The sequence below is a fragment of the Pseudomonas sp. OG7 genome, assembly GCF_014192825.1.
Taxonomy (GTDB): domain Bacteria; phylum Pseudomonadota; class Gammaproteobacteria; order Pseudomonadales; family Pseudomonadaceae; genus Aquipseudomonas; species Aquipseudomonas monteilii.
Window position 1 is genome coordinate 83,660 of sequence record NZ_JACHYK010000013.1, and the last position, 15,946, is coordinate 99,605.

A 15,946-nucleotide genomic window follows, 5' to 3' on the forward strand; every position below is an offset into this window, starting at 1 on the left:
GACAGTCGCCATGGCCCGCAAAAAAGCCTCCCTCGATTTCGAGCAATCCCTCGCAGACCTGCAAGCACTGGTCGAGCGCCTGGAGAACGGCGAGTTGTCGCTGGAAGAGTCGCTGGCCGCCTTCGAGCAAGGCATCGCCCTGACCCGTGACTGCCAGGGTGCCCTGGCCCAGGCCGAACAGAAGGTGCAAATTCTGCTGGAGCGCGATGGCGAGCTGGCTGCACAGCCCTTCGACGCGGAGCCAGAAGCATGATCGGCACCTACCAGGCCAGTTGCCAGGCACGCGTCGACGCAGCCCTCGAACCCCTGTTCGTCGCCCCGACCAAAGAGCTGGAACGCCTTTATGCCGCCATGCGCTACAGCGTGATGAACGGCGGCAAGCGTGTACGGCCATTGCTGGCCTATGCAGCCTGCGAAGCCCTGGGTGCCCCGGCCGAGCAAGCCAACGGCGCAGCCTGCGCGGTCGAACTGATTCACGCTTATTCGCTGGTGCATGACGACCTGCCGGCCATGGACGACGACGACCTGCGTCGCGGCCAGCCAACCACTCACAAAGCCTTCGATGAAGCCTGCGCCATCCTGGCTGGCGACGGCTTGCAGAGCCTGGCGTTCAGCGCCCTGCTCGACCCAGGCCTGAGCCCGCAGGCCGACAGCATTCGCCTGGCCATGGTGCAGGCCCTGGCCAAGGCCGCCGGGCCAGCCGGCATGGTCGGCGGCCAGGCCATCGACCTCGGTTCGGTGGGCCTGAAGCTGGACCAGCAAGCGCTGGAGTTCATGCACCGGCACAAGACCGGCGCACTGATCGAAGCCAGCGTGCGCCTTGGCGCATTGGCCAGTGCCCGTGCCGAACAGGCGCAGCTAGAGGCCCTGCAGACTTATGCACAGGCCATCGGCCTGGCGTTCCAGGTACAGGATGACATCCTCGACGTGGAAAGCGACACCGCCACCCTGGGCAAACGCCAGGGCGCTGACATAGCCCGTGACAAACCGACCTACCCGGCCCTGCTGGGGCTGGAAGCGGCCAAGGCCTATGCGATCGAACTGCGCGACCAAGCGCTGGTCGCACTGGATGGGTTCGGCGACAAGGCCGAGCCACTGCGGGCGTTGGCGCGTTACATCGTCGAACGCCGCAACTGATTTTCGGGGCCGCTGTGCGGCCCATGCAACACCCGTCTGAATGGGCAGCTTTTCCTACAATGGGGTAAACTGCCGCGTCTTCACACACCTATAACGACTCGCCTGATGCCCACGACGTTTCAAGAGATCCCCCGCGAACGCCCGGTCACGCCGTTGCTCGACCGCGCTGACACGCCTGCCGGCCTGCGCCGGCTGGCCGAAGCCGACCTGGAGACCCTGGCCGACGAACTGCGCCAGGAACTGCTCTACACCGTGGGTCAGACCGGTGGGCATTTTGGTGCCGGTCTGGGCGTGATCGAGCTGACCATCGCCCTGCACTACGTATTCGACACCCCGGACGACCGACTGGTGTGGGACGTGGGCCACCAGGCCTACCCGCACAAGATCCTCACCGGGCGCCGTAACCGCATGCTCAGCCTGCGCCAGAAGGACGGTATTGCCGCCTTCCCGCGCCGCAGCGAAAGCGAGTACGACACCTTTGGCGTCGGCCACTCCAGCACCTCGATCAGCGCCGCACTGGGCATGGCCATTGCCGCCCGCCTGCAAAACAGTGCACGCAAGTCGATTGCGGTGATCGGTGATGGCGCGCTGACAGCCGGTATGGCCTTCGAGGCGTTGAACCACGCCCAGGAAGTCAACGCCGACATGCTGGTGATCCTCAACGACAACGACATGTCGATTTCGCGCAATGTCGGTGGCCTGTCCAACTACCTGGCCAAGATTCTCTCCAGCCGCACCTACTCGAGCATGCGTGAAGGCAGCAAGAAAGTGCTGTCGCGCCTGCCCGGCGCCTGGGAAATCGCCCGGCGCACCGAGGAATATGCCAAGGGCATGCTGGCCCCCGGCACCCTGTTCGAAGAGCTGGGCTGGAACTACATCGGCCCGATCGACGGCCACGACCTGCCGACAATGATCGCCACCCTGCGCAACATGCGAGACCTGAAAGGCCCGCAGTTCCTGCATGTGGTGACCAAGAAGGGTAAAGGCTTCGCCCCGGCCGAGGTCGACCCGATCGGCTACCACGCAATCACCAAACTGGAGCCGGCCGACAAGCCTGCCGCGCCGAAAAAAGCCAGCGGGCCGAAATATTCCGCCGTGTTCGGCCAGTGGCTGTGCGACATGGCCGCCGCCGACAACCGCCTGGTGGGTATTACCCCGGCGATGAAGGAAGGCTCGGATCTTGTAGCCTTCAGCGAGCGCTACCCGGAACGTTACTTCGACGTAGCGATTGCCGAGCAGCACGCCGTCACCCTGGCAGCCGGCATGGCCTGCGAGGGCGGCAAGCCGGTGGTGGCGATCTACTCCACCTTCCTGCAGCGCGCCTACGACCAGCTGATCCACGACGTGGCGGTGCAAAACCTCGACGTACTGTTCGCCATCGATCGCGCCGGCCTGGTTGGCGAAGACGGCCCGACTCACGCGGGCAGCTACGACTTGTCGTACCTGCGCTGCATCCCGGGCATGCTGGTGATGACCCCGAGCGACGAGAACGAGCTGCGCAAGATGCTCAGCACCGGCCACCTGTACAACGGCCCGGCGGCTGTTCGCTACCCGCGTGGTACCGGCCCGAATGCGCCGATCAGCGGCGACCTCGAACCGCTGGAAATCGGCAAGGGCGTGGTTCGTCGCCAAGGTGAGAACGTCGCCCTGCTGGTGTTCGGCGTTCAGCTGGCCGAGGCCATGCAAGTGGCCGGGCAGATCAACGCGACTGTGGTCGACATGCGTTTCGTCAAGCCGCTGGACGAAGCCTTGGTGCTGGAACTGGCTGGCAGCCATGAATTGCTGGTGACCATCGAAGAAAACGCCATCATGGGCGGCGCTGGGGCTGCGGTGGGTGAGTTCCTTGCCAACGAAGGCGTGGTCAAGCCATTACTGCACCTTGGGCTGCCGGACATCTATGTCGAGCATGCCAAGCCTGCGCAAATGCTGGCTGAATGTGGGCTGGATGCAACCGGGATCGAGGCTTCAGTGAAAGCCCGCATGGCCAAGCTCGGCCTCTAGGGCCTATTCGCGGGCACGCCCGCTCCCACAGGTATATCACCGCCCTTAAGAGCAGTGGATTACCTGTGGGAGCGGGCGTGCCCGCGAATGCTATGGTGCAGAAAATGAGAAACCCAACCTTTGCCCCCCTGCTTTGCCTCCCTCTCACGCTGCTGGCCGCCGAACGCGACGACGCCCTCAAGCTCCCCGACGTACTCATTAGCGCCAGCCGCCAAGTCGAATCACGCACAGCCACCAGCGCCGCCAACACCGTCTTCACCCGCACCGACATCGACCGCCTGCAACCCACCAGCGTCACCGACCTGCTCGCCCGCGCGCCCGGCGTACAAGTGGCCCCGACCGGTGGACGCGGCAGCCTGCCGGGCATCTTCATCCGCGGCACCAAGGCCGCCCAAAGCCTGGTGCTGGTCGATGGTATGCGCATCGCCAACGCCACCTCCGGCGACAGCGGCCTGCAGTTTCTAGACGTCGACCAGATCGAGCGTGTCGAAGTGCTGCGCGGCTCGCGCTCGGCGGTGTATGGCAGCGATGCCATTGGCGGGGTGATCCAGATCTTTACCCGCCGTAGCAATGGCCCCGGCCTACAGCCGCGCCTGCGCATGGCCGCTGGCAGCAACCAGACATTCCAACGCAGCGTGGGCCTTGCTGGTGGTAACGGGGCGACCCGGTTCAACCTTGGCGCTAGCCTGGATGAAACCGCCGGTATCGACTCGACCGGACCGTCTTTCACCAGCGATGGTGACCACGATGCCTACCGCAACAAGTCGCTGAACCTGAGCCTGAGCCACACTTTTGACGAGCGTTTCGAGGCCGGCCTGAACCTGCTCGATAGCCGCGGCCGTAGCGAGTACGACAACCCGTTCGGCGGTTTCGACCCGGTCACCTTTGAAAGCTTCGGGCAAAAGCCCTACACCGATTTCAGCGTCAGCAGCCTGGGCAGTTACTTCGATGCCCAGCTTACCGACACCTGGCATTCACGGCTGGAACTGGCCCACAGCGAAAACCGTGACGACAAACGCGACAAGCTCAGCGCCGAACGCTTTGTGTTCAACACCTACCGGGACCAGGTCACCTGGCAGAACGACCTTGCGCTGGGCGAGCAACACAGCCTGCTGCTCGGCGGCGACTGGTACGAAGACCGCGTGCACGCCAGCACCGATTTCACCGAGGACAGCCGCTGGAACCGTGCCGCCTTCCTCCAACACCGCTACCGGGGCGAGCAGTTTTCCACCGAAGTGGGCGTGCGCCATGACCGTAACCAGCAGTTCGGCGGCCAGACCACCTGGAGCGGCAGCCTGACCGTACCGTTGAATGCGCAGAACGACGTGCTGCTGTCCTACAGCGAAGGCTTTCGGGCGCCAACCTTCAATGACCTGTATTACCCCCAGTTCAGCAACCCGGACCTGGATCCCGAACATTCCAGAAGCTACGAGCTGCAATGGCGCAGCCAGCTGACAACAGACAGCCGCCTGGAAGCCTCGCTGTACCGCACAGATTTGCGCGATGCGATCGTGTTCGGCCAGGACTCGATACCGCGCAATGTCGCCTCGGCGCGCATCAACGGCTTCGAAATGGCCTTGGCGCAACAATGGGGGGCGTGGCGCAGCCAGTTGGGCCTGGCACTGATCGACCCACGTGACCGCGACAGCGGCCACACCCTCGCCCGCCGTGCCCGCCGCACACTGAGCCTGGACCTGGACCGTGAACTGGGCCGTTTCAGCGTGGGGGCAAGCTGGCAAGCGGTCAGCAGCAGCTATGACGATGAAGCCAACCGCAACCGCATCGGCGGCTATGGCCTGCTCGGTTTGCGCGGTAGCTGGGCAGCCACGGATGAAGTGAAACTGGAAGCAAAGCTGGATAACCTGCTGGACCGCGCCTACAACCGTGCCCTTTATAGCTATGAAGGCGCCTACCACCCGTACCGCGAAGAGGGCCGCACACTGCTGTTCAGCGTTACCTGGACGCCGGCGCTTTAGCCGCGAGCAACGCGCACAAGCGGGCGGTGGCTTCGATCATCTGCCCGCTGGGCCGCTCTAGCCCCTTGTCGGGCACCACCAGCAGGCGGCCATCGGCAACCGCACGCAGTTGCGGCCAGGCCTTCCAGCTCGCCAGCTGTACTTGATCGCCCGCCAGGATGACCTGCGGATTACGCAGCAGTACAGACTCCACGTTCACCTGCGGCGCTGGCTGACTGAGGTCGGCGAACACATTGCGCGCCCCGCACACGGCCAAGGCGTCGCTGACCACCTGCCGGCCACCCAAGGTGTACAACGGCCGATCCCACACTTGATAGAACACCTGCAAGGGCTCGTCTCGCCGGTATTGCTGGCGCAACTGCTGCAGCCGATTGCGCAGGGTTTGAGCGTACGCATGGCCTTGCTCGGCACGCCCGATGCGCCCGGCAATGGCCTCGATCTGTTCAATCAGTTGCTCGATGTCATGGGGTTCGGCACTGAAAGTGGCAATGCCCAGGCGCTTGAGCTGGTCGCGCTGGGCGGGCGGCACGCTGCCAGGCCACAGCAGCAACAGGTCGGGGCGCAGGCTGAGCAGGCGCTCCATGTCCAGTTGCCCTTGGCGCCCGACCGAGGGCAGGTCGCGCAGCGCCGCCGGCCGTTCGCCACCGTCGAGCACACCCACCAGCAGGTCGTCGGCCTGCAGCTCGAGCATGATTTCGGTCATCGACGGTGCCAGACTGACGACCCGCATGGGTTCAGCGGCCAGTGCGGTGCAGGCTACCAGCACCAGAAGGCCAGCCAGCAGACGCATTAACCGAGCTGACGCGGAATGCGATAGAGGTACAGCACCACCACGGTGGACAGCGCCAGCAGGATCTGCGGCACCGCTTCGAGGCCGACCAGCACCGACAGCGCGGCAACCCAGGCCGGAAAGCAGGCGTACAGCATGGCCATGCGCCGAACCCGCGCCAGTTCGATCCAGGCGGCGGGCTCTTCGCCCGTGCCAAGTACCTTGGAAGTGGCGATCAGCGCACGCTTGTAAGCCCCGAAACGCGGCAGGCTGAGGAACATGGTCGCCGCGCCGGCAATGAACAGTGGCATGGCCAGCACCGGGATCAGTGCGTCACCGCCACCAAAGGCCCAGGCCATCACCGGCAGCGGCACCAGGCCCACTGCCAGGTACTGCCACCAGGCCAGCGCCAGGCGCTGCTTGACCTCGGCGCGGGTCACGCCTGGGGCGCCTCGCCCTGGTGTTCGTTGCCCAGCATGTGGCCCAGTTTGCCGGCCTTGGTCGCCAGGTAGTAGCGGTTGTGTGGGTTGTGGCCGGTGTGCAGCGGCACACGCTCGGCAACCACGATGTTCATGTCGGTCAGGGCTTTGACCTTGCGCGGGTTATTGGTCATCAGGCGCAGCGACTTCACGCCCAGGTGTTCCAGCATCGGCAGGCACATGGCGTAGTCACGCTGGTCGGCGGCAAAGCCCAGGCGCTCGTTGGCTTCGACGGTGTCGGCGCCGCCATCTTGCAGCTCGTAGGCGCGGATCTTGTTCAGCAAGCCAATGCCACGGCCTTCCTGGCGCAGGTACAGCAGCACGCCACGGCCTTCACGGGCGATGGCCTGCAGTGCGGCTTCCAGCTGCGAACCACAGTCGCAACGCTGGCTGAACAGGGCATCGCCGGTCAGGCACTCGGAGTGCAGGCGCCCCAGCACCGGCTGGCCGTCCGCGATGTCACCCAGGCTGAGCACCACGTGCTCACGGCCAGTGGCTTCGTCGAGAAAGCCATGCATGGTGAAGGTCGCGAAGGGAGTCGGGAGTTTAGAGGCGGCAACAAAGACGACGGGCACGTTGTGCTCCTGGAATAAGTTGAAAATTTCTCGTGGGCCGATTGTATCAGCCAGTTGCAGGCTGTGGGCGGGCTGAATACGGTGGGTTAAGATCGAAAAGTTCGATGCTTAGCAGCGATGATGGGGCCAAAAGCGCCCCTCTCTCAATGGGGGCGACTGTCCGCAGTGAACGGATAGGGCTGCTTCCAATGTTCGAAAATCGGCTTCAGCTCGCCACTGCGCACCAATTCGGCCATGCGCTTGTCGAACAGGTTGCGCAGGGCCTTGGCCTGGTCGCTTCGGGCAAAAGCCAGGTACAGCGGAAGTTCGGCCACATGGGTACGACGGAAGCGCTCGGGCTGCGAAGACTGGCTCAGCACATAATCGACTTCGGTCTGTGCATCGATGTAGAAGTCCACACGGTCATGCTCGAGCATCGGCAAGATGCCTTCGCGGCGCTGAATCTCACGAAACTCATGCACATCCGGCAGGTAGCTGCCGTAGTCATAGCCTCGTACCCAGGCCAGGCGGTATTTGCCAACGTTCTCTGGAGTCGGCACAGGCTTGCTGGCTAGCCCCAGGGCGTAGATATGGTCCATGTCGAAGTGCCAGCGCGGGTACAGATTGTCGTCGTTCTCGTCCTTGTACGAGCCGACCCAGGCATCGGCTTCGCCGCGTTTGACCAGCCCGATTGCCCGGCTGTAGGGCGCGGTCTGGGTCACCACCTTGACCCCGGCCGGCTCGAACACCTTGCGTAGCACGTCCCAGGCGACCCCGCTACCGTCGGCGTTGGTGTAATCAAGCCACTCCTCGCTGACCAGGTGGATCTGCTTCGGCACACCGTCAGCAGCGTTCACCCACGGGGCAACACTCAGCAGCATTGCCAGCAGCACAGTCCTTATGGCCATTCATGCGCTCCCTGTTTCAGGCAACCGCCCACACCAGAACCTGCATGCCCAGCCACGCGAACACGCCGGCCAGGATATCGTCGAGCATGATGCCGACGCCCCCGTGCACATGACGGTCGATCCAGCGGATCGGCCACGGCTTGAGGATGTCGAAGAAGCGGAACATCAGGAACCCTGCCAGCAGCCACTGCCAACCTTCCGGCACCAGCCAGAGGGTGATCCACATGCCGACAATCTCATCCCAGACAATGCCTTCATGGTCGTGTACGCGCAAGTCATTGGCGACTTTGCCGCACAACCAGAAGCCAAACAGCATGCTCACGCCGAGCAGCAGCCAGTACCCCCAGTCGGGTAGCATCTGCCACAACGGGATGAACGGTATGGCCACCAGCGAACCCCAGGTGCCCGGGGCCTTGGGCAAGGTGCCGGACCCGAAGCCGAAAGCGATGAAGTGCCACGGGTTGCGCCAGACCGAAGGCGGAACGAACTCCGCAGGCACCTGGTTGGGGTGATCGGTCACGGTGTCTCCCTAAAGTGTTGATAGCCCCGCTGAACGGGGGTAATGTCCCGGCCCTGCGCGTCGCGCAAGGTTACGCCCTGCCCTTCGAGCACGCGGCCAATGGTGTGCACCTCGACGAAACCGAGGTTGGCCAAGGGCGGCAGCGCCTCAGGTGGCAGCGTGAAGGCCAGCACGTAATCGTCGCCACCCGCAAGCGCAGCCTGCACTGCCGCCTCGCGGCCGAGGAACGCCTCTACAGCAGGAGACACTGGCACCTGGGCCAGGTTCACCTCCAGCGCCACGCCGGACGCCTTGGCGATATGCCCACAATCTGCGAGCAGGCCATCGGAGATGTCCAGGGCAGCGGTAGCCTGGCCGCGCAGGAGCGTGCCCAGGGTGAGCTGCGGCATCGGCGACCAGTAATGGGCAAGCAGCGGCTCAGCCAGCTCGGCGGGTGCCTCGCGCTCACCCAGCACCAGCGGCAATGCACCGGCGGCCTTGCCCAGCACACCGCCGACGCACAGCAAGTCGCCTGGCCGTGCACCGCTGCGGCGCAACGCCTGGCCAGCCGGCACGCGGCCGAACACGGTAACGGTGATGCTCAGCGGCCCCCGGGTGGTATCCCCTCCGATCAGGCTCATGCGGCAGCGATGGGCCATGCGGCTTAGGCCGTCCGCATAGGCGGCCAGCCAGTCTGGGCCAACATCCGGCAGGGTCAGGGCGAGGGTGAAGCCGATTGCGGTCGCGCCCATGGCCGCCAGGTCACTGGCCGCCACGGCCAACGAGCGCTGGCCCAGCAGAAGCGGATCGCAGACCGCAGGAAAGTGCACCCCGGCGACCAGGGTATCGGTCGACACCGCCAGTTGCTCGCCTGGGGGAAGCTGCAGCAGGGCGCAGTCGTCACCGATCCCCAGTGCCACGCCCTCGCCGCCCTGCGCACAGGGCGCGGCGGCGAAGTAATGGTTGATCAGCTCGAACTCACCCATGGGCAGGCAGCGCCGGAATCAGCGCTTGTTCGCCTTGACTTCTGCTTCACGCAGGGCCGGAGCGAGCTTGTCCAGCACGCCGTTGACGAACTTGTGGCCATCGGTGGCACCGAAAACCTTGGCCAGCTCGACACCTTCGTTGATCACAACGCGATAAGGCACATCGACGCGCTTGATCAGTTCCCAGGTGGACAGACGCAGCACGGCCAGTTCGACCGGGTCGAGCTCTTCCAGTGCGATGGTCATGCAAGGCACCAGCGCCTTGTCGATTTCGCCCTTGATTGCCGGGACCCCATGCAGGATCTCGCGGAAATAGGCACCGTCGACATCGGTGAAATCGTTATCCACCCGGAACTGCGCTTCGATCTCGTTCAGCGAATGCTGGGCCATGTGCCACTGGTAGAGGGCCTGGGTCGCGAGCTTGCGGGCTTCGCGGCGCTTGGCGCTCTTCGAGGGCTTGCCGGCATCCGCAGGTTTTGGATCGCGCGGGTTGAAACGATCGCTTTCGTCGCTAATCACTTGGCCTCCAACTGCGCCAGCAGGCTGACCATTTCCAGAGCGGACAGGGCAGCTTCAGCACCTTTGTTGCCGGCCTTGGTGCCGGAACGCTCGATGGCTTGCTCGATGGAGTCGACGGTCAGTACGCCGAAGGCCACCGGAACACCGAACTCCATGGACACCTGGGCCAGGCCCTTGGTGCATTCGCCCGCCACGTATTCGAAGTGCGGGGTACCACCACGGATCACGGCGCCCAGGGCAATGATCGCGTCGTAGGCGCCTTGCTGGGCGACCTTCTGTGCCACTAGCGGGATTTCGAATGCACCCGGGGCACGGATGATGGTGATGTCGCTTTCGCTGACACCGTGGCGTACCAGGGCATCAACGGCACCGCTTACCAGGCTTTCGACGACGAAGCTGTTGAAGCGGCCAACCACCAAAGCATAGCGACCTTTGGGGGCGATGAAGGTACCTTCGATGGTCTTCAGGGTCATTCCGATATTCTCATCTTCAAGAGCGAGGCCGCATGCTGGCGGCCTCGACAGGGGTATGGACTCGAGCTGGAGGGCGTCACTGCCGCCTCAAGTCACTCGGAGGGCACGTATTCTACAACTTCCAGATCGAATCCGGATATCGCATTGAACTTCATCGGCGAACTCATCAGGCGCATCTTGCGCACACCGAGGTCCCGCAGGATCTGCGAACCGGCACCCACGGTGCTGTAGGTGGTCGGTGCCTTGGCCGGCGCATCGCCCGCGCTTTCGCGGATGTGCGCCAGCAGCACGTCGCCGTCCAGCGGGTGGCCCAGCAGCAGCACCACGCCGCTGCCGGCCTCGGCCACGGCAGCCATGGCCGCACGCAGGCTCCAGCGGCCCGGTTGCTTGACCAGCAGCAGGTCGCGCAGCGGGTCCATGTTGTGCACGCGCACCAGGGTCGGCTCTTCAGCGCAGATCTTGCCCAGGGTCAGGGCCATGTGCACGTCGCCTTCCACCGCGTCGCGGTAGGTGACCAGGTTGAACTCACCCAGCTCGCTTTCCACCGGCTGCTCGGAGACGCGCTGCACAGTGCGTTCGTGGATCATGCGGTAGTGAATGAGGTCGGCGATGGTGCCGATCTTCAGGCCGTGCTCGGCGGCGAAAACTTCCAGTTCCGCGCGGCGCGACATGGTGCCGTCGTCGTTCATCACTTCGCAGATGACGCCGCTTGGCTCGAAACCGGCCATGCGCGCCAGGTCGCAGGCGGCTTCGGTGTGGCCGGCGCGGGCCAGGGTACCGCCAGGCTGGGCCATCAACGGGAAGATGTGGCCTGGGCTGACAATGTCTTCGGCCTTGGCATCCTTGGCGGCGGCAGCCTGCACGGTGCGGGCGCGGTCAGCGGCGGAAATGCCGGTGGTGACGCCTTCGGCGGCTTCGATCGACACGGTGAACTTGGTGCCGAAGCCCGAGCCGTTGCGCGGCGCCATCAGCGGCAGCTTCAGCGTTTCGCAACGCTCGCGGGTCATCGGCATGCAGATCAGGCCACGGGCGTGCTTGGCCATGAAGTTGATGTGCTCGGGCAGGCAGCACTCGGCTGCCATGATGATGTCGCCTTCGTTTTCGCGGTCTTCGTCATCCATGAGGATGACCATTTTGCCCTGGCGGATGTCTTCGACCAGTTCTTCGATGCTGTTGAGCGCCACGCGGCACCCCCTTCTCAATCAGGATTTCAAGAAGCCGTTGGCGGCCAGGAAGCTTTCGGTAATGCCACTGCCCTTGCTCGGTTCAGCGGCCTTGTCACCCAGCAGCAAGCGCTCCAGGTAACGGGCCAGCAGGTCGACCTCAAGGTTTACCCGACGCCCTGCGCGGTAGTCGGCCATGATGGTTTCGGACAGGGTGTGCGGGACAATGGTCAGCTCGAACTCGGCGCCATTGACCTCATTGACCGTCAGGCTGGTGCCGTCGACGGTGATCGAACCCTTGTGGGCGATGTACTTGGCCAGTTCCTTGGGTGCACGCACGCGGAACTGGATGGCGCGGGCGTTATCGCTGCGCGAGATGATTTCACCAACCCCGTCGACGTGGCCGCTGACCAGGTGCCCGCCCAGGCGGGTGGTGGGGGTCAGGGCCTTTTCCAGGTTGACCTTGCTGCCACTCTTGAGGTCGATGAACGCGGTGCGCTTGAGGGTTTCGACGCTGACGTCGGCCCAGAAGCCGTCACCCGGCAGTTCGACAGCGGTCAGGCACACACCGTTGACGGCGATGCTGTCGCCGAGCTTGACGTCACCCAGGTCGAGCTTGCCGGTTTCGACGTAGACGCGCACGTCGCCACCCTTGGGGGTGAGGCTGCGAATGGTGCCGATGGATTCGATGATGCCGGTGAACATGGGGTCTTCCTCAAAAACGGTTTGCACGGGGCAAGCCCGGCATTATACGCCGGGCGCCGGCAGGGGGATGGCCGTGACCCGCCAGTCATCGCCCACTGCGCGCATTTCGGTAATTTTCAGCCGCGGTGCTTCGCTCATCTTGTCCAGCGGCCAGTCCAGCAACGGGCGGGCGTTGGAGCCGAGGAAAGTGCCGGCGACGAACAGCTGGAACTCGTCGACCAGGCCTTGCCGGGCAAAAGCACCCACCAGGCCCGCACCGGCTTCCAGCAGGATTTCGTTGACGCCACGGGCCGCCAGGGCTTGCAGCAGCGCAGGCAGATCGACCTGGCCATTGTCACCCGGCAGGCTGAGCAACTCGTGGCCGGCAGCGGCATAGCGCGGGTCATCTGCGACAGCCGTCACCACCAGCACCGGGCCGGCCTGGAAGAACGGTGCATCCAGTGGCAAGCGCAGGCGGCCATCGACCAGCACGCGCAGCGGTGGGCGGCTGAGCGCCAGGGCGGTGGTTTCGGGGTCGAGGCCCAGCTCGTCACCGCGCACGGTCATGCGGGCGTTGTCGGCCAGCACACTGGCAGCGCTGGTCAGCACCACGCTGGAACGGGCGCGCAGGCGCTGCACCGCAGAGCGGGCAGCCGAGCCGGTGATCCACTGGCTTTCGCCACTGGCCATGGCGGTGCGGCCATCCAGGCTCATGGCCAGTTTGGCGCGCACGAACGGCAGGCCATGTTCCATGCGTTTGAGAAAGCCCGGGTTGAGTGCGCGGGCATCGGCTTCGAGCACGCCGCTGGCCACTTCGATTCCCGCCTCCGCCAAACGCCGCAGGCCTTGCCCCGCCACTTGCGGGTTAGGGTCCTGCATGGCGGCCACCACCCGCGCCACACCGGCCTTGACCAGCGCTTCGGCACAGGGCGGCGTGCGGCCATGGTGGCTGCACGGCTCCAGGGTGACGTAGGCGCAGGCACCGCGGGCACGCTCACCCGCCTGGCGCAGGGCATGCACTTCGGCATGCGGCTCGCCGGCGCGCACGTGCCAGCCTTCGCCGACCACTTCGCCGTCGCGCACGATCACGCAGCCTACACGCGGGTTCGGGTGGGTGGTGTACAGGCCTTTGCGCGCCAGCTCCAGCGCGCGGGCCATATAGTGGGCGTCAAGGATGGCGGCTTGGCTGGGCATGTTCACTCTTTAGCTGGCTCACGGGCCAGGCGGTCGATTTCTTCGCGGAACTCGTCCAGGTCCTGGAAGCGCCGGTACACCGAGGCAAAGCGGATATAGGCCACTTCGTCGAGCTTGCGCAGCTCGGCCATGACCATTTCACCCACCACCAGCGATTTAACTTCGCGCTCGCCAGTGGCGCGCAGCCGGCTCTTGATGTGCGCCAGGGCTGCTTCCAGGCGCTCGACGCTGACCGGGCGCTTCTCCAGGGCCCGTTGCATGCCGGCACGCAGCTTGTCTTCGTCGAAGGGCTGGCGTGTGCCGTCCTGCTTGATCAGCCGGGGCAGCACCAGCTCGGCGGTTTCGAAGGTGGTGAAACGCTCGCCACAGGCCACGCATTCGCGGCGGCGGCGCACCTGCTCGCCCTCGGCGACGAGGCGAGAGTCGATGACCTTGGTGTCGTTGGCACCGCAAAAGGGACAGTGCATGGTGGCAGGCAACAAAAAAAGGGAGGGCCATGGTAGCGCATTGCACTGGCAAGACAAGCCAAAGGGGTTAACATCCATGGGAATTCTGCCCGCGAAGGACTACCCCATGCACTACCGAGCGCTCGTCGTGCTGTGCTGCGCCGCCCTGCTCGCCGCTTGCGGCAGCGACAGGCCCAAAACCGATACACCTGCGGCGCCCACGCCAGCCCGCGCGGCCAAACAGGCCGAAGTACTCGGCCCGTTGCCGGCCTACCAGCGCGAACTGAGTGGCACCTTGCTGGAAATCCCGGCCGGTGCCGACGTGGAGCTTGCCTTGCTGGTCATCGACGAACGCGACCGCCCGCAACGCCTGCTGGCCAGCAGCAACCTGACCGGTACCGGCCAGGCCCTGCCCTACCACCTGCGCTTCAACCCCGAGGCCTTCCCGGCCGGTGCGCGGGTCGAGCTGCGTGGCCGGGCCAGCAGCTCCGGCCAGCTGATCATGCACCTGCCACCGGTGCGCATTACCCAAGCCCAGACCCAGGCCACCGGCCCGCTACGTTTCGAGAAGGCGCCGTAAGTGGCTCCGCTGGCCCTGCAACAGGCCCTCAGTGGCCTGATCGGCGAAGCGCGCCTGGTGGTCAGCGAGCTGCCCGGCTGCGACCTGAATCTGTGGCTGATCGACCACCAGAACATGGACCGCGCCTTCAGCAGCGAAGAAACCCGGCGCATTCTTGAAGAGCCGCCCTACTGGAGCTTTTGCTGGGCCAGCGGCCTGGCCATGGCCCGCTACCTGGCCGAACGCCCTGAATGGGTGGCAGGCAAGCGCGTGCTGGACTTTGGCGCCGGCTCCGGAATCGCCGGCATTGCCGCCGCACGCGCGGGTGCGCGGGAAGTGGTGGCCTGCGACCTCGACCCGCTGGCCCTCGATGCCTGCCGCGCCAATGCCGCGCTGAACGGGGTTGAGCTGAACTACAGCAGCGACTTCTTTGCCGAAGACGACCGTTTCGACCTGATTCTGGTTGCCGATGTGTTGTACGACCGCGCCAACCTGCCGCTGCTGGATGCCTTCCTCTGTCGCGGCCGCCAGGCGTTGGTGGCCGACTCGCGGGTACGCGACTTCAGCCACCCGCTGTACCAGCAGTTGGGCGTGCTCGAAGCGCTGACCCTGCCAGACCTGGCCGAGCCACACGAATTCCGCAGGGTCAGCCTGTACCACGCCAGCCGCGACACCTTATAGTGGTGCCATACACGAGTTTGCGAGAGTCGCGATGACCCAAGACACGCCTTACATTTTCGACGCTACAGATGCCACCTTCCAGCAACTGGTGATCGAGAACTCCTTCCACAAGCCGGTGCTGGTGGACTTCTGGGCCGAGTGGTGTGCGCCGTGCAAGGCGCTGATGCCATTGCTGGCCAAGATCGCCGAGGGTTACCAGGGCGAGTTGCTGCTGGCCAAGATCAACTGCGACGTGGAGCAACAGGTGGTTGCCCAGTTCGGCATCCGCAGCCTGCCGACCGTGGTGCTGTTCAAGGACGGCCAGCCGGTTGACGGCTTTGCCGGTGCCCAGCCGGAATCGGCGATTCGCGCCATGCTCGAACCGCATGTGCAGATGCCTGCCGCACCTGCAGCTTCGCCACTGGAACAGGCCAAGGCGCTGTTCGCCGAAAGCCGCTTTACCGAAGCCGAAGCGCTGTTGCAGGCGCTGCTGGGTGAGGACAACAGCAATGCCGAGGCGCTGATCCTGTACGCCCGCTGCCTGGCCGAGCGTGGTGAACTGGGCGAGGCCCAAGTGGTGCTGGATGCGGTCAAGACTGATGAGCACAAGGCTGCACTGGCCGGTGCCAAGGCCCAGCTGACCTTCCTGCGCCAGGCAGCCAGCCTGCCAGAAGTGGCGGACCTGAAAAGCCGCCTGGCACAGAACCCACAGGATGACGAAGCGGCTTACCAGCTGAGCATTCAGCAGCTGGCGCGTCAGCAGTATGAGGCGGCACTGGAGGGGTTGCTGAAGCTGTTCCAGCGTAACCGTGGCTATGAGAACGGGCTGCCGCAGAAGGCGTTGCTGCAGGTGTTCGAGTTGCTCGGCGGCGATCACCCGCTGGTTGGCGTGTATCGCCGCAAGCTGTCGGCGGCGATGTTCTGAGAATGCCGGGGGCC

19 protein-coding genes are annotated in these 15,946 nt (G+C 64.8%); 7 read left to right on the forward strand and 12 right to left on the reverse strand.

From position 1 onward, the window contains the following. The first annotated feature begins 10 nt into the window (after window positions 1–10). From FHW75_RS25920 to FHW75_RS25935, 4 genes are all read left to right on the forward strand, one after another. Window positions 11–253: an exodeoxyribonuclease VII small subunit gene (locus FHW75_RS25920; RefSeq protein ID WP_003255380.1), complete on the forward strand. Its 243-nt coding sequence runs from the start codon at window positions 11–13 to the stop codon at window positions 251–253. Next, window positions 250–1,137, forward strand: a complete 888-nt coding sequence (ispA, locus tag FHW75_RS25925) for a (2E,6E)-farnesyl diphosphate synthase (protein WP_019097894.1) — start codon at window positions 250–252, stop codon at window positions 1,135–1,137. Before FHW75_RS25920 ends, ispA begins: the two co-directional genes overlap by 4 nt. A gap of 105 nt (window positions 1,138–1,242) precedes the next feature. After that, complete coding sequence (gene dxs / locus FHW75_RS25930) at window positions 1,243–3,138, forward strand: 1-deoxy-D-xylulose-5-phosphate synthase (protein ID WP_019097893.1); 1,896 nt, start codon at window positions 1,243–1,245, stop codon at window positions 3,136–3,138. 104 nt (window positions 3,139–3,242) lie between these two features. Further along, complete coding sequence (locus FHW75_RS25935) at window positions 3,243–5,114, forward strand: TonB-dependent receptor domain-containing protein (RefSeq protein ID WP_025754618.1); 1,872 nt, start codon at window positions 3,243–3,245, stop codon at window positions 5,112–5,114. Here FHW75_RS25935 and FHW75_RS25940 read toward each other — a convergent pair. The 12 genes from FHW75_RS25940 to nrdR all read right to left on the reverse strand — a co-directional run bounded on the left by FHW75_RS25940 (window position 5,092) and on the right by nrdR (window position 13,809). Beyond that, entirely contained in the window at window positions 5,092–5,904 is an 813-nt protein-coding gene (locus FHW75_RS25940; protein WP_016715359.1) for a cobalamin-binding protein, read from the reverse strand. The genes FHW75_RS25935 and FHW75_RS25940 overlap by 23 nt on opposite strands. Next, window positions 5,904–6,323, reverse strand: coding sequence for a hypothetical protein (locus FHW75_RS25945; RefSeq protein ID WP_016715358.1), 420 nt, complete (start codon window positions 6,321–6,323; stop codon window positions 5,904–5,906). Before FHW75_RS25945 ends, FHW75_RS25940 begins: the two co-directional genes overlap by 1 nt. After that, window positions 6,320–6,937 carry a GTP cyclohydrolase II gene (ribA, locus tag FHW75_RS25950; protein ID WP_012270291.1) on the reverse strand — a complete coding sequence of 206 codons (618 nt, stop codon included), beginning with the start codon at window positions 6,935–6,937 and terminating at the stop codon, window positions 6,320–6,322. Before ribA ends, FHW75_RS25945 begins: the two co-directional genes overlap by 4 nt. Window positions 6,938–7,080: 143 nt before the next feature. Continuing rightward, entirely contained in the window at window positions 7,081–7,824 is a 744-nt protein-coding gene (locus FHW75_RS25955; RefSeq protein WP_019097890.1) for an ABC transporter substrate-binding protein, read from the reverse strand. Window positions 7,825–7,840: 16 nt separating this feature from the next. After that, window positions 7,841–8,344 (reverse strand): phosphatidylglycerophosphatase A, encoded by a 504-nt coding sequence (locus FHW75_RS25960; protein ID WP_003255391.1) that lies wholly within the window; start codon window positions 8,342–8,344, stop codon window positions 7,841–7,843. Beyond that, the gene (thiL, locus tag FHW75_RS25965) at window positions 8,341–9,309 is read right to left on the reverse strand and encodes a thiamine-phosphate kinase (protein ID WP_016715356.1); all 969 of its coding nucleotides are present in this window, start codon (window positions 9,307–9,309) and stop codon (window positions 8,341–8,343) included. Before thiL ends, FHW75_RS25960 begins: the two co-directional genes overlap by 4 nt. Before the next feature lie 18 nt (window positions 9,310–9,327). Continuing rightward, a complete protein-coding gene (nusB, locus tag FHW75_RS25970; protein ID WP_003255393.1) occupies window positions 9,328–9,828 on the reverse strand; it encodes a transcription antitermination factor NusB in 501 nt (166 codons plus the stop codon). Continuing rightward, window positions 9,825–10,301: a 6,7-dimethyl-8-ribityllumazine synthase gene (ribE, locus tag FHW75_RS25975; RefSeq protein WP_003255395.1), complete on the reverse strand. Its 477-nt coding sequence runs from the start codon at window positions 10,299–10,301 to the stop codon at window positions 9,825–9,827. The genes nusB and ribE overlap by 4 nt, the downstream gene beginning before the upstream one ends. A 92-nt stretch (window positions 10,302–10,393) precedes the next feature. Beyond that, the gene (gene ribBA, locus FHW75_RS25980; RefSeq protein WP_016484697.1) at window positions 10,394–11,485 is read right to left on the reverse strand and encodes a bifunctional 3,4-dihydroxy-2-butanone-4-phosphate synthase/GTP cyclohydrolase II; all 1,092 of its coding nucleotides are present in this window, start codon (window positions 11,483–11,485) and stop codon (window positions 10,394–10,396) included. Window positions 11,486–11,503: 18 nt separating this feature from the next. Further along, window positions 11,504–12,169: a riboflavin synthase gene (locus FHW75_RS25985; protein WP_003255399.1), complete on the reverse strand. Its 666-nt coding sequence runs from the start codon at window positions 12,167–12,169 to the stop codon at window positions 11,504–11,506. 42 nt (window positions 12,170–12,211) lie between these two features. After that, window positions 12,212–13,342, reverse strand: a complete 1,131-nt coding sequence (gene ribD / locus FHW75_RS25990) for a bifunctional diaminohydroxyphosphoribosylaminopyrimidine deaminase/5-amino-6-(5-phosphoribosylamino)uracil reductase RibD (RefSeq protein WP_025754616.1) — start codon at window positions 13,340–13,342, stop codon at window positions 12,212–12,214. 2 nt (window positions 13,343–13,344) lie between these two features. Continuing rightward, window positions 13,345–13,809 (reverse strand): transcriptional regulator NrdR, encoded by a 465-nt coding sequence (gene nrdR, locus FHW75_RS25995; RefSeq protein WP_009685710.1) that lies wholly within the window; start codon window positions 13,807–13,809, stop codon window positions 13,345–13,347. Between the two features lie 106 nt (window positions 13,810–13,915). On the opposite strand from nrdR, the gene FHW75_RS26000 reads away from it, so the two are divergent. From FHW75_RS26000 to trxA, 3 genes are read left to right on the forward strand one after another with little or no spacing between them, the layout of a single operon-like run. Continuing rightward, entirely contained in the window at window positions 13,916–14,368 is a 453-nt protein-coding gene (locus tag FHW75_RS26000) for a YbaY family lipoprotein (RefSeq protein ID WP_019096521.1), read from the forward strand. Continuing rightward, on the forward strand, window positions 14,369–15,028 hold the full coding sequence (locus FHW75_RS26005; protein WP_027609839.1) for a methyltransferase: 660 nt from the start codon (window positions 14,369–14,371) through the stop codon (window positions 15,026–15,028). It begins immediately after the preceding gene. A gap of 31 nt (window positions 15,029–15,059) precedes the next feature. Next, window positions 15,060–15,932: a thioredoxin gene (trxA, locus tag FHW75_RS26010; protein WP_183675161.1), complete on the forward strand. Its 873-nt coding sequence runs from the start codon at window positions 15,060–15,062 to the stop codon at window positions 15,930–15,932. Window positions 15,933–15,946: the final 14 nt, after the last annotated feature.